General features: G+C 45.2%; 12 protein-coding genes and 2 pseudogenes. 5 read left to right on the top strand and 9 right to left on the bottom strand.

Going from position 1 to position 21,524, the window contains the following annotated elements; genetic code table 11:
• Positions 1-75: 75 nt before the first annotated feature.
• From QUA45_RS22115 to QUA45_RS22090, 6 genes and pseudogenes are all read right to left on the bottom strand, one after another.
• Positions 76-285, bottom strand: a pseudogene (locus tag QUA45_RS22115) (cytochrome ubiquinol oxidase subunit I); the annotation flags it as partial.
• A 382-nt stretch (positions 286-667) separates the two neighbouring features.
• The gene (locus tag QUA45_RS22110; RefSeq protein WP_333100394.1) at positions 668-1,144 is read right to left on the bottom strand and encodes a hypothetical protein; all 477 of its coding nucleotides are present in this window, start codon (positions 1,142-1,144) and stop codon (positions 668-670) included.
• Positions 1,119-2,324 carry an urease accessory protein UreH domain-containing protein gene (locus tag QUA45_RS22105; RefSeq protein ID WP_333100395.1) on the bottom strand — a complete coding sequence of 402 codons (1,206 nt, stop codon included), beginning with the start codon at positions 2,322-2,324 and terminating at the stop codon, positions 1,119-1,121. Before QUA45_RS22105 ends, QUA45_RS22110 begins: the two co-directional genes overlap by 26 nt.
• Positions 2,325-2,510: 186 nt before the next feature.
• Complete coding sequence (locus QUA45_RS22100) at positions 2,511-3,578, bottom strand: LOG family protein (RefSeq protein ID WP_333100396.1); 1,068 nt, start codon at positions 3,576-3,578, stop codon at positions 2,511-2,513.
• 189 nt (positions 3,579-3,767) lie between these two features.
• Complete coding sequence (gene trxA / locus QUA45_RS22095; RefSeq protein ID WP_006631199.1) at positions 3,768-4,091, bottom strand: thioredoxin; 324 nt, start codon at positions 4,089-4,091, stop codon at positions 3,768-3,770.
• Between the two features lie 508 nt (positions 4,092-4,599).
• Entirely contained in the window at positions 4,600-5,763 is a 1,164-nt protein-coding gene (locus QUA45_RS22090) for a GuaB3 family IMP dehydrogenase-related protein (RefSeq protein ID WP_333066301.1), read from the bottom strand.
• Positions 5,764-5,885: 122 nt separating this feature from the next.
• Between QUA45_RS22090 and QUA45_RS22085 the strand changes: the two genes are divergently transcribed.
• Complete coding sequence (locus QUA45_RS22085; RefSeq protein ID WP_333222122.1) at positions 5,886-7,097, top strand: lipid-A-disaccharide synthase-related protein; 1,212 nt, start codon at positions 5,886-5,888, stop codon at positions 7,095-7,097.
• A 250-nt stretch (positions 7,098-7,347) separates the two neighbouring features.
• Here the strand turns inward: QUA45_RS22085 and QUA45_RS22080 are convergent, their stop codons facing one another.
• Positions 7,348-8,049: a polysaccharide deacetylase family protein gene (locus tag QUA45_RS22080; protein ID WP_333222121.1), complete on the bottom strand. Its 702-nt coding sequence runs from the start codon at positions 8,047-8,049 to the stop codon at positions 7,348-7,350.
• Positions 8,050-8,391: 342 nt separating this feature from the next.
• Between QUA45_RS22080 and QUA45_RS22075 the strand changes: the two genes are divergently transcribed.
• On the top strand, positions 8,392-15,249 hold the full coding sequence (locus QUA45_RS22075; RefSeq protein WP_333222120.1) for an AAA family ATPase: 6,858 nt from the start codon (positions 8,392-8,394) through the stop codon (positions 15,247-15,249).
• A 180-nt stretch (positions 15,250-15,429) separates the two neighbouring features.
• On the opposite strand, the gene QUA45_RS22070 is transcribed toward QUA45_RS22075, so the two are convergent.
• Both QUA45_RS22070 and QUA45_RS22065 read right to left on the bottom strand, forming a co-directional pair.
• Entirely contained in the window at positions 15,430-16,620 is a 1,191-nt protein-coding gene (locus tag QUA45_RS22070; RefSeq protein WP_333222119.1) for a response regulator, read from the bottom strand.
• 108 nt (positions 16,621-16,728) lie between these two features.
• A complete protein-coding gene (locus QUA45_RS22065; protein WP_333100402.1) occupies positions 16,729-16,944 on the bottom strand; it encodes a hypothetical protein in 216 nt (71 codons plus the stop codon).
• 508 nt (positions 16,945-17,452) lie between these two features.
• Between QUA45_RS22065 and QUA45_RS22060 the strand changes: the two genes are divergently transcribed.
• The 3 genes and pseudogenes from QUA45_RS22060 to QUA45_RS22050 form a co-directional block, all read left to right on the top strand.
• Entirely contained in the window at positions 17,453-18,382 is a 930-nt protein-coding gene (locus tag QUA45_RS22060) for an RNA polymerase sigma factor (RefSeq protein WP_333222118.1), read from the top strand.
• A complete protein-coding gene (locus QUA45_RS22055) occupies positions 18,322-20,064 on the top strand; it encodes a tetratricopeptide repeat protein (RefSeq protein ID WP_333222117.1) in 1,743 nt (580 codons plus the stop codon). The genes QUA45_RS22060 and QUA45_RS22055 overlap by 61 nt, the downstream gene beginning before the upstream one ends.
• Positions 20,065-21,279: 1,215 nt before the next feature.
• Positions 21,280-21,524, top strand: a pseudogene (locus QUA45_RS22050) (ABC transporter ATP-binding protein); the annotation flags it as partial.

Here is a 21,524-nt window from a genome sequence, read left to right as displayed (position 1 = left end):
TAGCGACTTGACTTAAGAACACTCATTTGAGTCATTGTCAAGTACAATTTATACCAAATTAGATGAGCTTACCCTGACTCCAATACCGAAGTTAAGGACGTAGAGTTTAGACCAAAAACGAGCGTGATGGTAGTAGTCGGGATTGCGAGTTTTTAGCCACATTCCTTCAACAATTACCAGATAAATCCCCATTCCAGTTGTCAAAACTGGCCACAGCATATGGAATATGGCGGTTAGCGCAAATTGCATCCGCGATAGGGCCACGGTGTTAGATAAGATATCCATCGTTATATCCTTTGGTCAGTTCAAGAGATGTTAGCTTGCACAAATCTCATAATGGACACTGACAAGGTAACGCAGAAATTTACTTAGTGCAGAATGCACTGACTTATCTTTATTAAAAATTAAGATTTGCTGTTTGAAGGAAGAAGGAAGAAGCCAAGCGCAATAAAATCAATAACATCAATAGTTTCAGCAATTAAGCACGTCCTACGCCTCTTGGTAGTTGCTATAATAGTAATTTAACTCAATTATAGGTCGCGTGTCCCCCTTAACTTAAAATAGAAAACTTACTCTCAATCTTCCTCTTCTTTTCTCCCCCCGGCTCTCTCGGCAGTTAATTAATATAAAATCTCTCCATAATCAGTCCTTAAAATCTCAAATGGTATTACCTAACCGTGACAGTGTAACTCAGTTTAAACGGTTGAAAATTAGCTTGTTTTTTGGCTGTTCCGCTCAAGTAAAGCTGGTAAATGCCAGCCTTGGGAAACACGATATCAGCTCCGGGAATCCCTTGATATTTCTCGGCTGATATGGCTTTTAAAGGCGGCTGCATCAGTGGCTTATCCCCTTCTTGGCGCTCTTTTGTTGGATAAACCGCTAATTTGCAATTGCACTGCTCTAAGGGGATAATTTTGCCGCCCCGGCGAGTCAGCGCAAACCACACTCTCGCAGACTGTCCGGCGCGGGGGTTGTGGTTTGGTTCTAGGTGAAAGGTAGCGGCTACATCTCCCGATACTTCGACTTGGTGCGCCAAAACTGAAATCGAGTTTAACTGCGGCGCAGTGGGAATTGCTGCTTCAATTAGCAATCCCAAAAAAACTAACAATCCTAAACTTTTACTTTTGTTTGACAGGCGAAACATAGAACTTCTCTAGTGATAAAATTGACCAAAAAAAGCGCGATCGCACTAGCAAGACGCCCAGGGCAATTATACCCAACAGCAGCGCCCCCAATTGATTAACCGCCGTCGATTCAAAGCCGCCGAGATAGTGGGAACCGATGAGTGCAGCGTGTACAGCGCACAGCAAGAAAGCTGGAACGCTTAACAGGTGAAGCATTCGCCACAGTTGGCCTAAATAATTTTGAATACGATCGCAACTTGTAACCGCCGCCGGCAACATCAACAGCAGCGCCGTCATCCCAGCCGCCATTCCCAACTGGTGCTGCGGCAACATAAAAGATAGCGCGTCAAAATTCCATTTCAGCGTATGGTCCAGCATATGAAACGTGTGGGCGACTGCTAAGACAAACGCGCCCACACCCAAGACGCGGCGATAGCGCAACAGTTGCGGCAAAAATTTGCTAACCGGACGCGCCAACAGTGCTAGCATCAAGCACAGCAGCGCTGCGTGGCCTGTAAAATCAACCATTTCATCGGTTCGCAGCAAGGTAAGAATCCCGATCGCCACTGTCACCCAACCACCCGCACGAAACAGTTGACTGCGCTTGTCCGCGCTCAATCTGCCAGCAAAAAAACTCACTCCCAGCATAGTTGGCAGCGTGCCGAGTCCAAAAGCCAGCATCGTCGCCGCACCCAAAACCGGGTTTCCGGTTTCCGCCGCCTTAATCTGGGCTGCGTAGAGGAAACCGCAGGGAATCAAACCCCAAAGCAAACCCAAAGCAATCGGCACCCACCAGTTTTTTTGCGCCGAAAGGTTGCTCATTGCTTGTCCGACTCGATCGTGCGACAGCGGGTGCAATCGGGGCAATCCCGGCAGTAAGTTCGGTTTAATTTGCCCTACTCCGAACCAAATCAGCATCGTGCCCGTTAGAAGTGCGATCGCCCGCCGCAATTCGCTACCCGTACCTGCCAAAAGTCCGCCAGCCATTAACACCGAACCCAGTCCGCCAATTGCAGCACCAACTAAAGCGTAAGCAGCAATTCTCCCGAAATTTAGCAGCAAATGAAAGCGGAAAGCAGCTAATTTATCGTTGCGGGAATTAGAAAGAGAAAATGCCATTGTCAGCGGGCCGCACATCCCAGCGCAGTGACCGAAACTGCCGAGAAATCCCAAAATTGCAATTAGCAGCAGGTCTAGCATTTTGCTGTTTTTTTCTCAAACAACGCCATCAAGGTATTGACAATATTTTCTTTGGATTTTGGACGCTTTTTTCTTTAGTTTTTACAAAAACTTATCTCATTCGAGCGTTTTTGTCAAAATACAAGTTGCCCAACTTCTATCTAATCTCACCCATATTTAAAATGACTAATGACTGATAACTAATAACTACTTTTGTTCTGGATGGGCCGCCGCCGGCGAAGCTGCACCCATTTGATTAATAGCAGCAATTAGCTGATAAAGCCGCCCCAAATCCCGCTGGTTGAAATGCAAAGTCAGGCGCGGCAGATCGAAAGTCACATCTCCCATTTCCGGCGGCAAAGCTTGACTTTTTTCAATTTTTCCGGTGACAACAATATCGCTAAAATCAGTATTTAGCCGAGCGACATTCTCTTCAGAAAGCTCTGTTTTCAAGCGAATTACCAGTTTTTCGCGCACGTAGCGGCAGGAGTGATAAACCAGATAAAAACTACCTATAGCCTCGCAAGCGACATTTATATCGTCAGTAATCGTATACAGGCTGCGATCGTCGGCTGAAATCAAACCGCGGCCCCGCAATTGTTTTTGCACAAAATAATTCCAATCGTGCCAATAATCTCCTCCCGGTCGATCGATCAATACCACAGGAGCCGGCCCGAACTTGCCAGTTTGAGTCAAAGTCAGACACTCAAAAGCCTCGTCCAGAGTGCCAAAACCGCCCGGAAACAGAGCCAAAGCATCGCTCTCCCGGAGAAAAAATAACTTGCGAGTGAAAAAATATTTAAAATTGAGCAATTTGGGATCGCCGGCAATGAAAGGATTAGAACTCTGCTCGAAAGGTAACTGAATGTTCAGCCCAAAAGAACGTTCCGCAGTCGCCCCCTCGTTCCCCGCCTGCATAATTCCGCCACCGCCGCCAGTAATCACCATAAACCCCTGCTGGGCCATCGCGCGCGCAAAGTCTCTAGCCATCAAATATTCTGCCGATTGCGGTGACACCCTCGCCGAACCAAAAATCACAATTTTGCGAACGTGGCGGTAAGGATAAAACAGCTCAAAAGCGCTCTCCATATCTCGGAGTGCCGCCGCAATAATCTTCAAGTCTAGGCGATCGAGATCCTCTCTGGCCATTTGCACTATAGTAGAGAGCGATCGTTCAATCCACTCAGAGTGCTTCAACATTGGCAAGCGATCGAGCAAATCCATCACTTCAGCTTGGAGGGACTCAAAACCTTGACCAGACCCAGAACGAATCATGAATTTTTCCGAAACGATAACAAATTGTCTCTACTAAAAATTAAGGGGCAAGCCAAAGTTATAAGCTAATAGCCACCAGCAAATTGCCGTGCTGGCCACTAATAACTTTTCCCGTAGCTTTGCCCCGGTTCTGAAGCGAGTGAGCTTTCGCGGCCCAAAAAGAACAGCGCGAAACCGCTCGCAGTTGGGTTAAATGTACTTTTCCAGAGTGTTGGCCAGAGTAGTTTTCGGAACTGCCCCAACAACCATATCCACACGTTGACCGCCCTTAAATATCATCAGCGTCGGAATGCTGCGGATACCGTATTGGCTGGCCACGTTAGGATTCTCGTCGGTATTAACTTTTACTACCTTGACCTGCCCTTCATATTGCTGGGCAATTTCGTCTACGACGGGCGCCACCATCCGACAGGGCCCGCACCAGGGAGCCCAAAAATCCACTAGAACTGGAACTTCGCTATCGAGCACTTCCTGCTTAAAGGTAGAGTCGGTTACTTGCGCGGCTGCTGACATCCCTAGCCATCCTTGTAAATACTATTTCTCGGATAACAAGTCTAGCAAAAAATGTAACCACTTGCGTCAACGATTTTAACAGAACGCTTCTGAAGGAAGAAGAAAGACGGTAGAAGGAAGAGGGAAGACGGTAGAAGGAAGAAGGCACAAGGTGTCTGAACGAACAAGGCACTGATTTTTCCGAAGGCACTGATGTTTCCGAAGGCAGAATGCACTTATGTAGAAAAAAAATTCTCCCACTCCCAGACTCTCCCAATCTCCCACTCTCCCCCTCTCCGGAGCTAAAAGCCTCAGTTCTGTATCTAGTAAGCAAGAGCCAAGATTTCCGTCAAAAAAGGAACCGCCCGAACAGTAGTCCGGGCGGAGTGTGGTGTGAGGAGTGAACGGAAACATGCGTCTCCGCTTCTTCTATTGTGACATCTCCTTCTCGATAATTCCACAATATTCTGTAAATTTCGAGACTCTTGAACAAATTTTGTCAAGGTATGCTGGTATTCGATCGGTAAATCTACTTACCCATGCCCAACTGCTGAGCTTTTTGATAGACTTTACCCTCAGTCAGCAGAGAAGGAGCAATTACCACTTCCACTTGCTGCATCTCCTTAATATCCTTAGCGCCCAAGGTACCCATGCTAGTTTTTAGAGCTCCGAGCAAGTTGTGCGTACCGTCATCTAGCACCGCAGGCCCCCGCAAAATTTGTTCCACAGTACCCGTAGTCCCTACGCGAATGCGAGTGCCGCGCGGCAAAACCGGGCTGGGAGTCGCCATCCCCCAGTGAAAGCCGCGGCCAGGAGCTTCGGCGGCCCTGGCAAAAGGTGAACCAATCATCACTCCATCGGCACCACAGGCAATGCACTTGCAGATATCGCCGCCAGTAATTAAACCGCCGTCAGCAATCACCGACACATATTTGCCAGTTTCGCGATAGTAGTCGTCCCGCGCAGCGGCGCAGTCTGCTACCGCTGTGGCTTGAGGAACCCCGACACCCAATACGCCCCTAGATGTGCAAGCAGCCCCCGGCCCAATGCCCACGAGAATGCCCGCAGCTCCAGTTTTCATTAAATTCAGGGCGACTTCGTAGGTCACGCAGTTACCCAGAATTACTGGTATCGGCATCTCTTGACAGAATTGTGTCAAATCTAAAGATGAGATTGATTCAGGGGAAAGGAAAGCTGTCGATACTACAGTTGCTTGGACAAAAAATATATCGGCTCCCGATTCAGCAACCGCCCGGCCGTATTTGCTCGCGCCGGCCGGTGTACCGCTAACGGCAGCAATCCCTCCTCCAGCTTTAATTTCTTTAATTCTGAGCTCGATTAATTCTGGCTTGATGGGTTCGGCATAAAGTTCCTGCATCAGGGAAACAAATTCGTGATTCCCCACACTGGCGATGCGCTCTAATATTGGCTGAGGGTCGGCATAGCGGGTTTGAATTCCTTCTAGGTTGAGCACGCCCATTGCTCCCAATTCCGACAGCAAAATTGCCATGCGGACATCGACTACTCCATCCATGGCGCTGGCGATAATCGGGATTTCTCGATCGATCCCGCCAATCTGCCACTTGGTATCTGCCAAACTCGGATCGAGGGTGCGCTGTCCCGGTACGAGCGCAATTTCATCTATGCCGTAAGCTCTGCGAGCGCTTTTGCCCCGCCCAATTTCAATATTCACGCTGTTTCACTTCCACAATGTATTTAAATTAGACTAACAAAAAGTTAGCCCGCCCGAGTTTAGCTATCGCACGGCTATCTTTAAAAAAAGCTCGGCACTGATTCTGATTGTATTCCGATTATATGAAATCGAAGAGGATACTTTTCCTCAGCAACGGCCACGGGGAAGACTCGATTAACTGTCAAATTCTCAAAGCTTTAAGAGTATCTGGCGCGGATTTTGATGTTTCTGCAATCCCGATTGTAGGTGACGGGGCTGCTTACCGCCGATCGACCGTGCCCATTATTGGGCCCACCAGTCAAATGCCTTCTGGGGGAGTTTTTTACATGAACCCCCTGTTTTTCCTCAAAGATATTGGGGCGGGGCTGATTGCTTTGACTTGGCAGCAATTGCAGGCTGTTTGGAGGCATTCGCGCCACTGCGATTTGGTGGTGGCAACTGGGGATATTGTCGCCGCTGCGATCGCCCATGCCAGCAACCGCCCCTATATAATTTTTCTATCGGCCCATTCTAGTTATTACGAGGGGCGAGTCGATTTGGGTTTAATTTTGTGGCAGTTGCTTTCCTCCGAGAAATGCCTGGCGGTTTTTACTAGAGATGCTTTGACTGCTGCTGACTTAAACCGACAGGGTTTAAATAAAGCTCAGTTTGTCGGCAATCCTGTCATGGACAACCTCAATTCTACGGGCAAAGATTTGCAGTTAATACCCGGAGTTCGGACGATCGCCCTTCTCCCCGGTTCTCGCCTCCGGGAAGCCACCGACAACCTCGTTTTGCTCCTGCAACTGGTTAAAGAAATTGCTAATAACTCTTCTACTTTACCGATGCAGTTTCTGGCAGCTTTAGTTCCCAATTTGATGCCTCAATTAGATGATATTGCGAGGCTTTCAGGATGGCAACACCGATCGGGCAAGCTCATTTTTCCAGCAATCAAACGGTCTTTTTGTGAAGAAAAATTAGTCGAAGTGATGTGCTGGGCCGATGCTTTCGCCGATATTTTGCAGCAGTCTAGTTTAGTAATTGGGATGACTGGAACTGCTGTCGAACAAGCTGTGGGCTTGGGAAAACCTGTAATTGCAGTACCGGGAAACGGCCCTGCCTTTACCTATAGATTTGCGGAGGCTCAAAATCGGCTTTTAGGTGATTCGGTGCAGGTTATTGGCAGACAACCAGCGAATTCGGATATTATCAAGGAAGCTGCTTTGGCAGTCGATCGCACTTTGCAAGATGATAAATATTTAGCCAGTTGCATTCAAAATGGTTTAGAGAGAATGGGGCGATCGGGCGGCAGCATAAAAATTGCTAATTACGCGGTCAACTATCTGGGTTATTGATTGTGGTAGGGTGGGTCAGGTTTTAATTTTTCAATCTACGAAAAGTCTAATTGTGACGCACTATTTATATCGTTTTCGGTTGCATCGGAATAATAAAATCGAGTCAACATTTAACACTCAACCATTCAGTTTTTCGACCCGCCCGTCAACAGTCATGAGGAGTGCAACCGGAATTGATATTATTTCCTGGTGCGTCAGTATGAGATTGTTGATTTGTCGCAAAAATAATTGTGGCTGACGCACCCTACTGCTATTTCAACAACTCAGAAACTGTTTTAAACTGGTAACCTTTCGACTGCAAATCCTTGACAATCATCTCAGTTGCTGCTACGGTTTTCGAGCGATCGCCTCCGCCGTCGTGCATCACCACAATCGAACCCGATCGCACATTTGCAATCACCCGGTTTGCGATATCTTCTACCGTGTGTGTTTTTTCATAATCTTGAGAATCCACATCCCACATAATCAGTTTTTTGTGCATTTGGGACACCAAATAAGACAAAACTACAAATCGCCGACCCCAAGGCGGCCGAAAACTGATTGTTTCTTGTTTAACGCCCAACTCTTGCAAAAGTTTGTCGGTTTTTTCAATCTCAGACAGCAAAACTTCCCGGGGTTTAAACATCATATCTTTGTGAGAGTAAGAATGGTTTGCCAACTCATCTCCCCTCGCGATAATCATTTTCACGATTTCTGGATGTTTCTCAATATTGCGGCCGATTTCAAAAAAAGTTGCTTTAACTTGATAGCGGTCTAAGATATCTAAAAGCTGATTTGTATAGGGAGGATAGGGCCCGTCATCGTAGGTAATGGCAACAACTTTCGCTTCGGTATCGGCGCGGTTGATGCCGAAATAATTGTGAAATTTAGTAACTTTAATTAACAGCGATACTGCGAAAAATAATGCTATGGTAAACAGCAGAAGCTTTTGTGATTTTTTACCTATTCGCATAGCTGCACGCACTCGATCGAGAATGAAAGTGGATTGTTGTCAGATTACCACAATTGGGGAGCTGAATCCTTAAGCTATTTTATCATTAATTATTTTCTGTTCCCAAATTTTTCAGTTTTGGCGATCGCACAGTAGCTAGAGGCTTCAAGTGCCAGTACACTTGTACGCTACATATAGCGTAAGTCAGTCCAGAGCAAAAAAGCAATAATAAAAGATCGGGAGTTGTAGGGGGGTCAGGCAAGGATTTATATTCGGAGCGAGTTTACTGCTCCTCTCACCCGCTCCTCCCTATGTTATATTTATTTGTATACTTAACTTTTTTAGGCAGCAATAATTCCCAACATGATTTCACTGCCAGATATCACAATTGTCAGCCAGATTTACGAAAGTGCTAATTCCTTCGTATACCGAGGCATCCTCAAATCAAATCAGCAACCTTTGATTTTGAAACTCCTCAAAGAGGATTACCCCACACCAGCCGAACTCTACCGCTATCAGCAGGAATACGAAATCACTCGCCTTCTCAACCTAGATGAAACGATTAAAGCCTACGAACTGCGAAAATACGAAAACACACAAGTCATGTTGTTGGAAGATTTTGGAGGAGAGTCCTTAAAAATCCTGCAGTCAGGTCATCCCTTGGCTTTACCAGATTTTGTCCACCTAGCCATCCAAATCACAGATGCGTTAGGCAAAGTTCATCAAAAAAAGGTCATTCACCAAGACATCAATCCATCTAACATTGTCTTGAATCCTCAAACAGGACAATTAAAAATTATTGACTTTGGCTCATCTACCATCCTATCCCAAGAGACTCCCAGCCTCACAAGTCCAAATCTTCTAGAAGGGACATTGGCTTATATGTCTCCAGAACAAACAGGCAGGATGAATCGAGCGATAGACTACCGCACTGACTTTTATTCTCTTGGCGTTACTTTCTATGAACTACTAACCAACCATTTGCCTTTTACATCCATCGATGCACTTGAGTTAGTCCATTGCCATATTGCCAAACAACCCACTCCACCTCATGAAATTAATCCAGAAATTCCCTTGACAGTCTCAGGAATTGTCATGAAATTAATGGCAAAAACTGCGGAAAAAAGATATCAGAGTGCTTGGGGAATCACGGCAGATTTAAAACAATGTCTCGCTCAATCTAGAAATGGTCAAATTCAACCTTTTTCCTTGGGATACCAAGACATTTATCCTCAATTACAACTACCTCAAAAACTGTACGGGAGAGAATCACAGATTGACTTTTTATTGACTGCATTTTTTGATCGCGTCGCTTTTGGAGAAGAGAAACAAGTAGGGGCGAGCAATCCAAAGACAACTCAGTCACAACATCTGCGGATACAAAGACAAACTGAACTCATGCTAATTTCTGGATACTCTGGTATTGGGAAATCAGCTTTAGTTCAGGAATTGTCTAAGCTCATCACTCAAAAAAGCGGCTATTTTATTGCAGGTAAATTTGACCAGTTGCAACGGGATATTCCCTATCAAGCTTTAGTCGCTGCCTTCCAAGAATTGGTGCGACAATTGCTCACCGAAACTGAAGCCCAATTACAACTGTGGCGAGAGAAGATTCGACGTGCATTAGGAATCAACGGACAAATTATTATTGATGTCATCCCTGAAGTGGAACTGATTATTGGCAAACAGAATCCAGTCCCAGAATTACCTGCAACAGAAGCAAGAAATCGGTTTAATTTAACTTTTCAAAACTTTATTCAAGTTTTTTGCCAAAAAGAACATCCCCTCGTCCTCTTTCTAGACGACCTTCAGTGGACAGACAGCGCTACGTTGCAATTTATCCAGTTAATAATGACCGATTTTACTATTCAATATCTGTTTGTAATCGGAGCTTATCGAGATAACGAAGTCAGTGCAACTCATCCTACTATGCTGACTTTATCGGAAATGAAAAAACAGGGAGTAGTAATTAATCATCTCTCTCTTTTACCCTTAAATTTAAACCAGGTCAATGAATTAATTGCGGATGCGCTGAAAACCGAGTGCATCCCTACGCAAAGATTAGCAGAGTTGGTTTGGCAAAAAACACAAGGAAATCCATTTTTTATTAAAGAGTTTCTCAAGTCACTTGATACAGAGCAATTGCTGAATTTTGATCCTAATACTGGGGCTTGGCATTGGGATTTAGAGCAAATTATAAGTAGGAATATTACTGATAACGTTGTTGAGTTCATGGCAGAGCAAATTCAAACACTATCAGAATCAGCACAAAAAGTTTTACGATTAGCCGCTTGTATTGGCAACCAATTTGATTTACCCACCCTTTCAATTATTAATGAAACTTATCAAAAAGAAACGGCGGATGAATTATGGAATGCTATTCAATCAGGATTTATATTACCCCTTGGAGATGATTACAAATTCCTGAAAACAGACCGATATACAAAAGAATTAAAAATTACTTATAAATTTGCTCACGATCGCATTCAGCAAGCCGCCTATTCCCTAATTCCCCCACACGACAAGCAAGCGGTTCACTGGAAAGTCGGGCAACTGTTGTTAGAAAATACGCCACCACAGGTACTCCAACAAAAGATTTTTGATATTGTCAATCAACTAAACTTCGGTATTGAAGCAATTGACATCCCGTTAGAAAGAGATAAACTTGCTCAATTAAATCTGATTGCTGGCAAAAAAGCGAAGGCATCAGCAGCTTGGAAACCAGCCTGGAATTACTTAAGAATTGGTATAAATTGGCTGAGTGCAGATAGTTGGCTTCGTCAGTATGACCTCACTCTGGCACTGTATGTGGAAACAGTAGAAGCTGCTATCTTGAGTGGCCACGTTGAGGAAATGGAAAAATTGGCTAACCTAGTGCTTCAACAAGCTACTTCGTTGCTGGATAAAGTGAAAGTCTATGAAGTCAAGATTCAAGCCTATACAGCACAAAACAAACCGTTAGAAGCGATAGAGACGGCACTTTCAGTATTAAAGCTGTTGGGGATTCGTTTTCCCAAGAAGCCAACAAAATTAAACATTTTCCTTGAACTGATGAAGACAAAGTTAAGTTTAGTAGGGAAACGAGTTGAGGACTTGATCGACCTACCATTGATGACGAATCCTGATAAAATGGCAGCAATGCGTATCCTATCAAGTGTAGTTTCTGCGTCCCATTTAGCCCGACCTGAATTGCTACCGTTAATTGCGTTTAAACAGGTAAACTTATCAATTCAATATGGGAATACTTCGGTATCTTCTTGTGCGTATGCTACTTACGGACTAATTCTCTCTGGGGAAACCGTAGGAGACATTGAGACTGGTTATCAATTTGGGCAACTTGCTATCTTGTTACTCGATAAGTTTAATACTAAAGAACTCACAGCCAGAACCATATTTATTGTTAATTACTTTGTCAAACATTGGAAAGAGCATCTTAGGGAAACTTTAAACCCTTTGCAGAATGCTTACTCGATCGCCTTAGAAACTGGAGATTTAGAATATGCAGCTTATTCGGCCTGCGTATACTCCTACCATTCCTATGTATTGGGGAAGGAATTGCCAACAGTCGGGGCAGAGATGGCAATGTACAGTAATACCCTCAGCCAACTGAAGCAAGAAACATCATATTACTATAACCAACTCAATCGACAGGTTTTATTGAACTTGATGGGACAGGCTGAAGATAAATGCCGTTTAATCGGTGAAAGCTATGACGAAACAAAAATGTTACCCTTGCATCGAGAGGCGAATGCTCAAAATCTTTGTCGCTCGGTCTATTTTTACAAGCTATTTCTCTGCTATCTTTTTCAAGACTATCAGCAAGCTATAGAAAATTCTAAATCAGCCGAAAAATATAGCGATAGCGCTGTAGGTACTATTCCTCTCTACCATTTCTACAATTCTTTACTTTATCTGGCTATCTATTCTGACGCACCAAAATCCGAGCAAAAACTCATCCTCCAGAAGGTGAAAGCCAACCAAAAAAAGATCAAAAAATGGGTTCATTTTGCTCCAATGACTCACCTCCATAAACTCTATCTAGTGGAGGCAGAACGATATCGAGTTTTGGGGAAAAATGCTAGGGCGATCGACTACTACGATCGCGCCATTGCCTTAGCCAAAGAATATGAGTACATCAACGAAGAGGCTTTGGCTAATGAACTGGCTGCCAAATTCTACATCGCTTGGGGAAAAGAGCAAGTTGCCCAAGCCTATATGACAAATGCATACTACTGCTATTTACGTTGGGGTGCAACAGCTAAAATGACTGATTTGAAACGACAGTATCCACAACTTTTAAAGCGTTTTACCACAGCCAATACGTCCATAGATTCGCGCAACAGCTTGTCTAATACCTCTGGCAGCACTTCAGGTGAAACCCTTGATTTGGCAGCATTGATGAAAGCATCTGGGGCAATTGCCAGTGAAATTGAGTTGGATAAACTCCTCACGACTTTGATGAAAATCCTGCTGGAAAGCTGTGGTGCACAAACTGGCTATCTAATTTTAGAGTCTCAAGGACAACTGCGAGTCGAAGCGTCAGGTGAGGCTAACTCAAATCAAGTGATGGTGTTGCAATCTACTCCTATAGAAACCTGTCTTCCTTTGTCGATTATTCACTATGTTGAGAGGACTAAACAAGGACTGATTGAAACCAATGTTGCCCGTGAAGGGCGATTTACCCAAGATACTTATATCAAAACACAGCAGCCCAAGTCTATCCTTTGCGCCCCTCTGCTCAATCAAGGGCAATTAATTGGAATTGTTTATTTGGAAAATAATTTAGCAGATGGCGTTTTTACACCCGATCGCCTGCAAGTGATTCAATTGCTTTCAACTCAGGCGGCGATCGCCCTTACCAACGCCAGACTCTACACTCAGGTACAATCGACGCAAAATCGCCTGAATAAAATCCTTAATGCTATTCCTTTTGGCATATCCGTTCACGACGCCAAAGGACAACTGGTTTACGCCAATCCAGTTTCACAGCAGTTACTGAATATTCAAGATTTACCCAAAGCCGAAATCGAGCAACTCTCAGAAACCTATCACGTTTATCGGGCAGGCACAGCCCAGATGTATCCAGTGGAACAGCTACCCTTGGTGCGAGCGCTTCGCGGTGAAAAAACATGGGCGGATGATTTGGAACTGCACTACAGTGAGCGAATCGTTCCCTTAGAAGTAACTAGCACGCCAATTTTTGATGACACGGGTAATGTAGAGTATGCGATCGCAGCTTTTCAAGATATTAGCGAACGCAAGCAGGCACAGATTACGCTCATCGAAAATGTCCGTTTAGAACAGGAAATTCGCGAGCGCAAAAAAATAGAAGAGGCTCTGCAGCAGAGCGAGGCACGCTACCTTGGTATTCTGGAAGACCAGACAGAACTAATTGCCCGGTATCTGCCAGATGGTGCCGTTACCTTTGTTAATGAAGGCTTCTGTCGATTTTTTGGACTGACAAGGGAACAACTCATCGGGCATCACTACGAACCTGTCGTGTTTGAAGAAGACCGCGAATATGTAACCCGATTCGTCAATTCCATTAGCCGAGAAAATCCCGTTGTCACAATTGAAAATCGGGTGATTGTTAGCTCCCAAGTGCGTTGGACGCAGTGGGTTAACCGAGGGATATTTGATGATTCCGGTTGCATTGTTGAATTCCAGGCGGTAGGACGAGATATCAGCGATCGCAAAAAAGCCGAAGCAGAACTCGAACGCGCAAAAGAAGCCGCCATTACCGCCAACCTCGCCAAAAGCACTTTCCTTGCCAACATGAGCCACGAATTGCGAACTCCCCTGAACGCCATTCTCGGTTTTTCTCAACTGATGAATCAGGATACCAATCTGTTAACTGAACAAAAAGAGAACCTTAACATCATTCAGCGCAGTGGAGAGCATTTATTATCTCTAATTAATCAGGTGCTTGACCTTTCTAAAGTTGAAGCGGGAGGCATGACGATATCTGAAAATAATTTGAACATTCATCACTTTTTAGCTGAAATCGAGGATATGTTTGCGTTGAAAGCCCACGCTCAAGGCTTACACTTACGATTTGAATGTGCTGCAGATGTTCCTAAGTATATCTGCGCGGATGAAGTTAAATTGCGACAAGTGCTGATTAATTTCATTAGTAACGCGGTTAAGTTTACATCTTCGGGAAGTGTGTCTTTAGAAGTAAAAAATAAACAGGTAAAAGCCCAAAGTGAAGCCGGAACAAAAACAACCAACAACCCACAATCAACAACCATTACCTTTGAAGTAAAAGATACGGGAGTTGGCATTGCGGCAGAGGAACTGGTGAATCTATTCAAACCCTTCGTGCAAACAGCATCCGGTCAAAAAGTGCAGCAAGGAACCGGATTAGGACTGACGATTAGCCGTCAATTTGTCCGCTTGATGGGAGGTGAAATAACAGTCATTAGTCACGGTAAAGCTTTTACCCCTGGAATGCCTCTCAAGGAATTTTTAGAAGACACAACGGGCACAACATTTAAATTTGACATTCCTGTGGGCATCGCTGATGCCAGCGCCATTCAAAACCAACCCCAAAGTCGTCGCGTCGTTGCGCTAGCGCCTAACCAACCCCAATATCGCATCTTAGTGGTGGACGATCGAGATTACAATCGGCAACTGTTAGTTAAACTCCTCAAACCTGTTGGTTTTGAAGTTGAAGAAGCGACTAACGGTATTGAAGCGCTTGAAATTTGGGATTCATACTCACCCCATCTGATATGGATGGACATGAGAATGCCCGTTATGGATGGTTATGAAGCCACGAAACGCATTAAAGGCACCCTTAAAGGTCAAGCTACTGCTGTTATTGCTATTACTGCTAGCGTGTGGGAAGAAGAAAAGGCAGTTATTTTATCGGCTGGTTGTGATGATTTTGTGCGAAAACCGTTCCACACAGAAGCCATCTTTGACATCATGGCTAAACATTTGGGGGTCGGTTATATTTATCAGGATCAAGACCTACCCTCTCCCCCTTCTAATGTGACTGGAGAACCGTTAAATTTCACTGATTTATTAGCAGCGATGTCAAAAGAATGGATAATAAAATTATATGAAGCAGCTATGGACGCTGATTCGGAATTAGTTTTTCAACTCCTAGAGGAGATTCCTGAATATCACGCTTTCGAGCTTGAAACTCTCATGGGTTGGGTGACGAAGTTTCAGTTTGAGAAGATTCTCGATTTAACTGAACCATTAAGTTGGTGAAGTACACCCGCCTATCGATCGATACTGCACTTCATAAACCAGGGATACGCTGTATGTTGCACCATTCTCAAGGACAGGCTTTCCGGCCTGTTCCACAATAAACATTATTTCCTGTGCGGTGGGCAGGACAGCCCGCCCCTAGAAGAGTTATTGAAAATGGTACAATATCTCAGGTTTATCCTATTTGATAACACGCGGTTGGTTCTGTTCCATCATTGACTTTAATGACGACTGTTCTAAGTCTGTAAGGTCGCGGATGGTAATTGAGCAACCGTCTCCCAATTTAACAGCAGTGAAATAATAGCATTTACCAAGGTAATCATTTTCTAGATGAACCTCTCCTTCAAGCGATTCTCCAGTCTCAACAACTTCTACTAATAAATCAAACAATCCTGGACTCAATTGATTAAGCAGTTTTTTGAGCACGGGTTCGCTCGCGATATCTGTTCGTTTTTTCCCTAAGAGTCTGGCAAAAACAGGGTTAACTACCAAGCAGCGAAAATCTTCAATTTCTCCAGCGATATCTCCCCTCACCGCCTCCACTGCGGCTATTCCATCCAGAGATGAGTTTAGCAAATTTGCCAGCAGGCTGCGAGATTGGTAGGCAATTTCTGCGGTTTGCTGGTGTCGAGCGAGTGCTTCTTTAAGCTGGCGTTTTTGGTGCTCGATAGTGACCTGAGTTTCGAGGCGAACTAGCACTTCTTCCAACTGAAAAGGCTTAGAGATATAGTCAGCTCCCCCTACCTTAAAAGCTTTTACTTTATCAAAAAGTTGGTCAAGTGCGCTTAAGAAAATAATCGGAACTTCTGAGGTTTTTTCATCAGATTTGAGGGCTTCGCAGACTTGATAGCCGTCCATGTCTGGCATTTGAATATCCAGCAAGAGAGCATCGGGGGGATGATTGCGAACAGTCCTCAAGGCCATCGCACCATTAGTGACGCAGCGAACTTTATATCCCTCCTTAGTTAGAACTTCTGTTAGAAAACGTAGATTTTGTGGGAGGTCATCAACAATTAAAATGTTGCCTTTGCAAGTTTCTAATTGATCGATGTCACTTCCTCCGGCCGCAGCGCTCATGATAAGTTCGCCTTTTGCATCGGCGATCGCACTTGTGGTGCTTTGCTTCTCTAGCAGAGAGCGAAAGTTATTTTTACTAACTTTTTCTCCCATTACGTCTGAAATGCGCTGCCAGAGGAGGGAAGATGAATCTTTGATATGTCCTACACTGAGATACAAGCTGTCAGCAACAGCACTATAAGTTGCATTTTTCCAAGCAGCTTTTAAAATTTCCTGCTCAAGAAAATTTAACGGTTTACTGGTTTTGGACTCTAAGGCTGATTCGATAAATTCTAGGGCTTCTTCAAAAGTCATATACACATCCCTCTCATCGGGTAAGGTTTGTCCCGTTTTGCACCCTAATTTTGAGTTGCGCACCGTAGTAAGTCGGTGGAGAAATCTCTAATAGCTATTATGACCGACTTATTGACAATTACGCTCCGGGGCGATCGCCCCCGATCCTGATTCCACCTTGTCGAAACCCGAAAAAGGGGCTCGCGGCCGCCTAATTATTTTTGAGGGCGATCGGCTTAAACCCTTTAAATGCAAGGCTTTTAAGTTGCTTGTCACCCCGTCAGCTATTTGAGTTTGTTCGCTTAAATTTTTGTTCGCCTCTTTCTTCACCAGTCTTGGAGGCACTCCGACTCTCAGAAACCTGGTTTTTACCTTGGGTGCGGGCTACAACCTGTGTATTTTCCTCCCTCAAACCCGGTTTCACCGGCCCCCATGCGTCCAGGACTATTCACATAACGATCCAAATGATCCGACTTTTCCGACTTTACGATCCGACTTTTCCGACTTGTTTTATGCCCATATGCCAAACATACTATTAATAGCATCCACCAAAAGACAGATAACAGTACCAGTCATGCTGTCGCTCTGCTCTATCTAAAGATAGATAGTAAAACCAGGGGGTCCGACTTTTCCGACTTTACAATCCGACTTTTCCGACTGACAGGGGCGGGGGAGGGGAGCCAGGATACCGACAGGGAAAGGATGCAGGCTCAAAAAAAGAGCAACTGAATCCAATCTTTATCCGCATAAATACTCAGACCACACTGAGCTAGATGTTTGCGGGATTGGGGTGCAACGAAAAAAGCAACAGAGGAATGTTCCTTCACCTTTATCTTTCACCACTTTTAAAATCATGTCAAATTCTCAATCCGTTATTGCAAGAGACATTCGGTATTGTCCTGAAGATATAGAGAAAGCATTTTGGCAGCTATGGCACCAGAATCGAGATTATCTTTACCGTTGCTGTCTCAGGTGGATGGGGGGGAATCCTACTGATGCCGAAGAGGTGCTCAGTCGCGCCATGCTCAAAGCTTGGGATAAATTACCAGACTATGCCGAAAAAATCACCAACCTCCGAGCTTGGATCACCCGCTTAACCCATAATCTATGTATAGATATACACCGAGAACGTCGCCGGAAAGCAATGCAAATTGAGGATATTGAAGAAATAGCTGCTACAGGAAATTTAGCAGTTATTTCTGGTTTGGACTCTCCTGAAGAGGCACTTCTGCATCATGAGTTGGGGAGATACATTCGCCGCGCTATTGATACTCTTCCTTCTCGACTGCGAACTCCGTTTATCCTGCGTTACTGGCACCAGATTGCCTATCAAGATATTGCCCAACAACTTGCTCTCTCGCTCAATAACGTTTACAAGCGCATCCAACAGGCGCGAGAACTTCTGCAAAAGCGTTTGAGCAGGTATTTGTCAGGGTTGGATGATGCTTTGTTAGATTCCTCCGAGTCGTCTAAAAAGGGGGACGTTGCCTTTAGCAGCGATGATTTTGCTGTAGGGGTAGTGCCCGAGTGCCTACCCCGTCAAGATTGTGGGCCGATCGCGGGTGAGGCGATCGCGGTTGGGCCGATCGCGGGTGGGGCAGCCACGGGTGGGCCGATCGCGGGGGAATTGCCCCTACAATTCGATGAAACGATCGCATCCGACTCGATCGCCCCCATCCCTCAAAACATTGGCGAGACAATTAATTATCAAGTAGCAGCAATATGTCTAGAAACACTGCACTCCGGGTGGTATCCCTCACTCAGTCCTCTGGGGTGGAGTTGAATGCTTACCTGGTTTTAGACGAAAAGCCAGCCCGAATTGACCAGAAGCTGAAAACATTAAGTGAGTACGTGCAGCAGTATCCTTCTGGGTGGAAGAAACGGTTGGAATTGGCGAATCTGCTGTATGCAATGGGTCGTATTGAGCAGGCGGTTGAGGAGTATCGCCAAGTAATAGATCGGCAGCAACCATTGATCGGCGTGCGGTTGCAATTGGGGAAACTCTTGCAGCTTATGGGACGAGAGGTTGAGGCAGTAGCGGTTTATGAAAGTGCCTCGGCCAATGCACGCAATGACGCGACTCGGCAGCATATCCGTGGATCGATCGCACTCTGTAGAGGTGACACTCAGGCAGCGATACTCGCTTTTGAGTCGGCGGCTTCCCTAGAACCAAATAATGCGGCTCACTGGCTGGCGTTGGGGCAGGTGCAAAGGGGGAGAGGGGATGCGGTTGCAGCTTTGCGATCGTTCGATACGGTTTTGTCACTGAACCCGGATGATGTTGTAGCGCTGATTGACAGCTACGACGCGAGTCAGGCGGTGGGGAATGTGCGCCAAGCGCAGCGCAGGTTGAGCAAAGTGCTAGAGGTGGCTCCGGGTGATTTCCGGGTACTCAAACGACTGGCAGATACTCGTTGCCGGATGAGATTGGTATCCGGTGAGGAGGGCAAACAGACTAAACAGATAATTGGTTCTGTGCTGCAACTGGCTCCTGATGCGGCGGATGCCCGCGAGTTGCTGGCATATTATCACGTTTTCCGGGGGGAGTCGGCTAACGGGATTGGGGTATTGGAACGGTTTACTGAGGAACACCCGAATCATCCGAGGGGTTGGTATTCCTATGGGCGGTGCTTGTTCCATACGGGGGAATATCAGAAAGCGGCTGAGGCGATGCTGAAAGCTTATCGTCTTTATCCCCAGGATTGTGAAATTTATCGGGCGTTGTGTGAGATTTTGCCTGCTGCGGGGATGACTTCTTCCCCAGCTTCTCTCGATCCCCCCCAGCCCCCCTTAACAAGGGGGGAGCTAGAGCAGGCAAAGTCTTCTAATTGCAAGGGAGAAACTCCTCTCAAAGTCCCCCTTTTTAAGGGGGATTTAGGGGGATCTAACCCTGAAGTAACGCTTGCATCAATAGTAGAAGAGATGCTCGATCGTTTTCCCCAACGCTGGAGTGTTTGGACGACGGCGGGGCGGGTTTTGGTGGAAAGTTTTCAGGAGATCGATCGGGGGTGTGCTGTCTCTGTGCGGGGGACGCAACTTGAACCGCAGTTACCGGATGCTTGGTTTGGTCACGGGCGGGTGTTGGCGCTGGCGGGGAAACACCGGGAAGCGGTGGAGGCTTTGGCGCAAGGATGGCAGTTGCTACCAGAAGAGGGGGGTTATCTGCAATCTGTGTCTGCTGCGGTGTGGCTGGGGGAGAGTTATCGAGTGTTGGGGGATGAGGTGGCGAGTCGGAAATGGTTGGAAAAGGCTTGTCAGTCTCAGGAATTGATGGAGTTTGACCCGGCGATGGCTGGTTACTGGCAAGGAAGAGCGTTGTTGGGGTTGGGGGATGTGACGGAGGCTGTGGAGGCGTATCGAAGTGCGCTGAGTCGGCGGTTGCTATACCCTTTTCGCGGGGAGGTTGAGGAGGCTGTGAAACGGTTGAAAGGTAAGAGGCGAAAGGGCGATCGGGCTAAAGCGTAGAGCCTTGACTTCTTCGGGAAGTCGGGGATCTGAACCTCTCAGAGTGCATTTAGTTAGGAAAAAACAGCCTCTAACTCGAAAAATTCAGAAATTGACCTCTGGATTCGTCTTATAGGTGTAGAGACAAAAATACAATTTCGTCTCGACTAAAAACCCAAATCAACCTCATATCAAAGGATACTAGCTATGTTTAGAGGTCCTCGCGGCGGTTTCTAGAACCAATATTTTAATCAGTAAAACTACCTTTGTAAGCTGATTAAATGTGATTGAAAATAGATGTAGGGTGGGCAATGCTCACCCTACATCTTTTGTTGCTGACCTTAATTCAATGACAAAATCTGGTGCAATGGGTGGAAATTATAGTTCTCGTGCTTGAGATGGGTTTCATTGGGTGGATTGAGTTAGGGAAAAACTGCGGCTAACTCAAAAAATTCAGAAATTGACCTCTGGATTCGTCTTATAGGTGTAGAGACAAAAATAAAAGTTTCGTCTCTACTAAAAACTAAGAACAAACTAATCTAAAAAGAGGCTAATTATGTTCCGTAGATTTTTCTAGAACCAATATTTTTTCAGCACAACTACTACATTTGTAAGCTGATTAAAGGTGATTTAAAGCTGAAAGGCGATCGTTCCTCAACACGATCTGGTTCAGGAGTCAAGAGAGCATCGCTCCTTTAACCACCTTCCAGCTACTTGCCTAACCTCTGCTCTTTAAAACAGCCGAATACTGAGAAATAATCCGAGCTAAAAAATTTAAAGACTCGGATTATTTCTCATGTATATGTCGTTTTTTGAGTAATATAAAGTTTATATAAACTCTGATTTTTAACCTTGACATTCCTATTAACCATCGATTACTCTTGAGGAACTTGAGAACAAAAAACTCAATCGAAAACAACAAACAAACCCACAAAAAAAGGAGGAATTTATGATAAGACGTGGTGCGTTCTAAACGCTTTAAATTTTTAATGTTTATCAGTGTAAGCTGTTTACAATTTACATTTTCGAGGCTATCTAAGCCTGTAAAGGGTTTCAGCCTCTGAAACACCCAGTTTAAATGCTAAACAGCTTAATCATATTTATTACGCTGATGTACCGCGACTAAAAATCGCTGTAGGGTGGGCATTGCCCACCCTACTTAATAAGAAGGTTATCCAAATTAAAACTGCCAAAGTAAAAGCCTAAATCCTGCCTGTAGACAAACTCCCATAACTCATGGAACTGATTTGGTTCTTTAAAACCCTCAACAAATACATTGCCTCCTACAAATGGCAATTCATTTTACTCTTTACCTGCCTGATATTCGACGCAGCATTTGATTCAGTCTTCCGAGCCAGCTTAAAATTTATCATCGATGCCGCCATCGTTCCTCAAAACTATGGCCTTCTGGTTCTAATCCTGTCATTGCTAGTTGTCGGAGCAATTCTATATGCCTGCATCGGTTTGCTAGGAATTTTCCT

This window comes from Microcoleus sp. Pol12A5 (genome assembly GCF_036701435.1).
In the GTDB taxonomy this organism is placed as follows: Bacteria; Cyanobacteriota; Cyanobacteriia; order Cyanobacteriales; family Microcoleaceae; genus Microcoleus.
This window is presented reverse-complemented; position numbering and strand designations above follow the sequence as displayed.

Bases quoted from the DNA above. Each gene is read 5' to 3' on its own strand.
- QUA45_RS22110 (WP_333100394.1), bottom strand. From the start codon at position 1,144: ATGTTTCGCCTGTCAAACAAAAGTAAAAGTTTAGGATTGTTAGTTTTT.
- QUA45_RS22100 (WP_333100396.1), bottom strand. From the start codon at position 3,578: ATGATTCGTTCTGGGTCTGGTCAAGGTTTTGAGTCCCTCCAAGCTGAA.
- trxA (WP_006631199.1), bottom strand. From the start codon at position 4,091: ATGTCAGCAGCCGCGCAAGTAACCGACTCTACCTTTAAGCAGGAAGTG.
- QUA45_RS22080 (WP_333222121.1), bottom strand. From the start codon at position 8,049: ATGCGAATAGGTAAAAAATCACAAAAGCTTCTGCTGTTTACCATAGCA.
- QUA45_RS22105 (WP_333100395.1), bottom strand. From the start codon at position 2,324: ATGCTAGACCTGCTGCTAATTGCAATTTTGGGATTTCTCGGCAGTTTC.
- QUA45_RS22060 (WP_333222118.1), top strand. From the start codon at position 17,453: ATGTCAAATTCTCAATCCGTTATTGCAAGAGACATTCGGTATTGTCCT.
- QUA45_RS22085 (WP_333222122.1), top strand. From the start codon at position 5,886: ATGAAATCGAAGAGGATACTTTTCCTCAGCAACGGCCACGGGGAAGAC.
- QUA45_RS22055 (WP_333222117.1), top strand. From the start codon at position 18,322: ATGTCTAGAAACACTGCACTCCGGGTGGTATCCCTCACTCAGTCCTCT.
- QUA45_RS22070 (WP_333222119.1), bottom strand. From the start codon at position 16,620: ATGACTTTTGAAGAAGCCCTAGAATTTATCGAATCAGCCTTAGAGTCC.
- QUA45_RS22075 (WP_333222120.1), top strand. From the start codon at position 8,392: ATGATTTCACTGCCAGATATCACAATTGTCAGCCAGATTTACGAAAGT.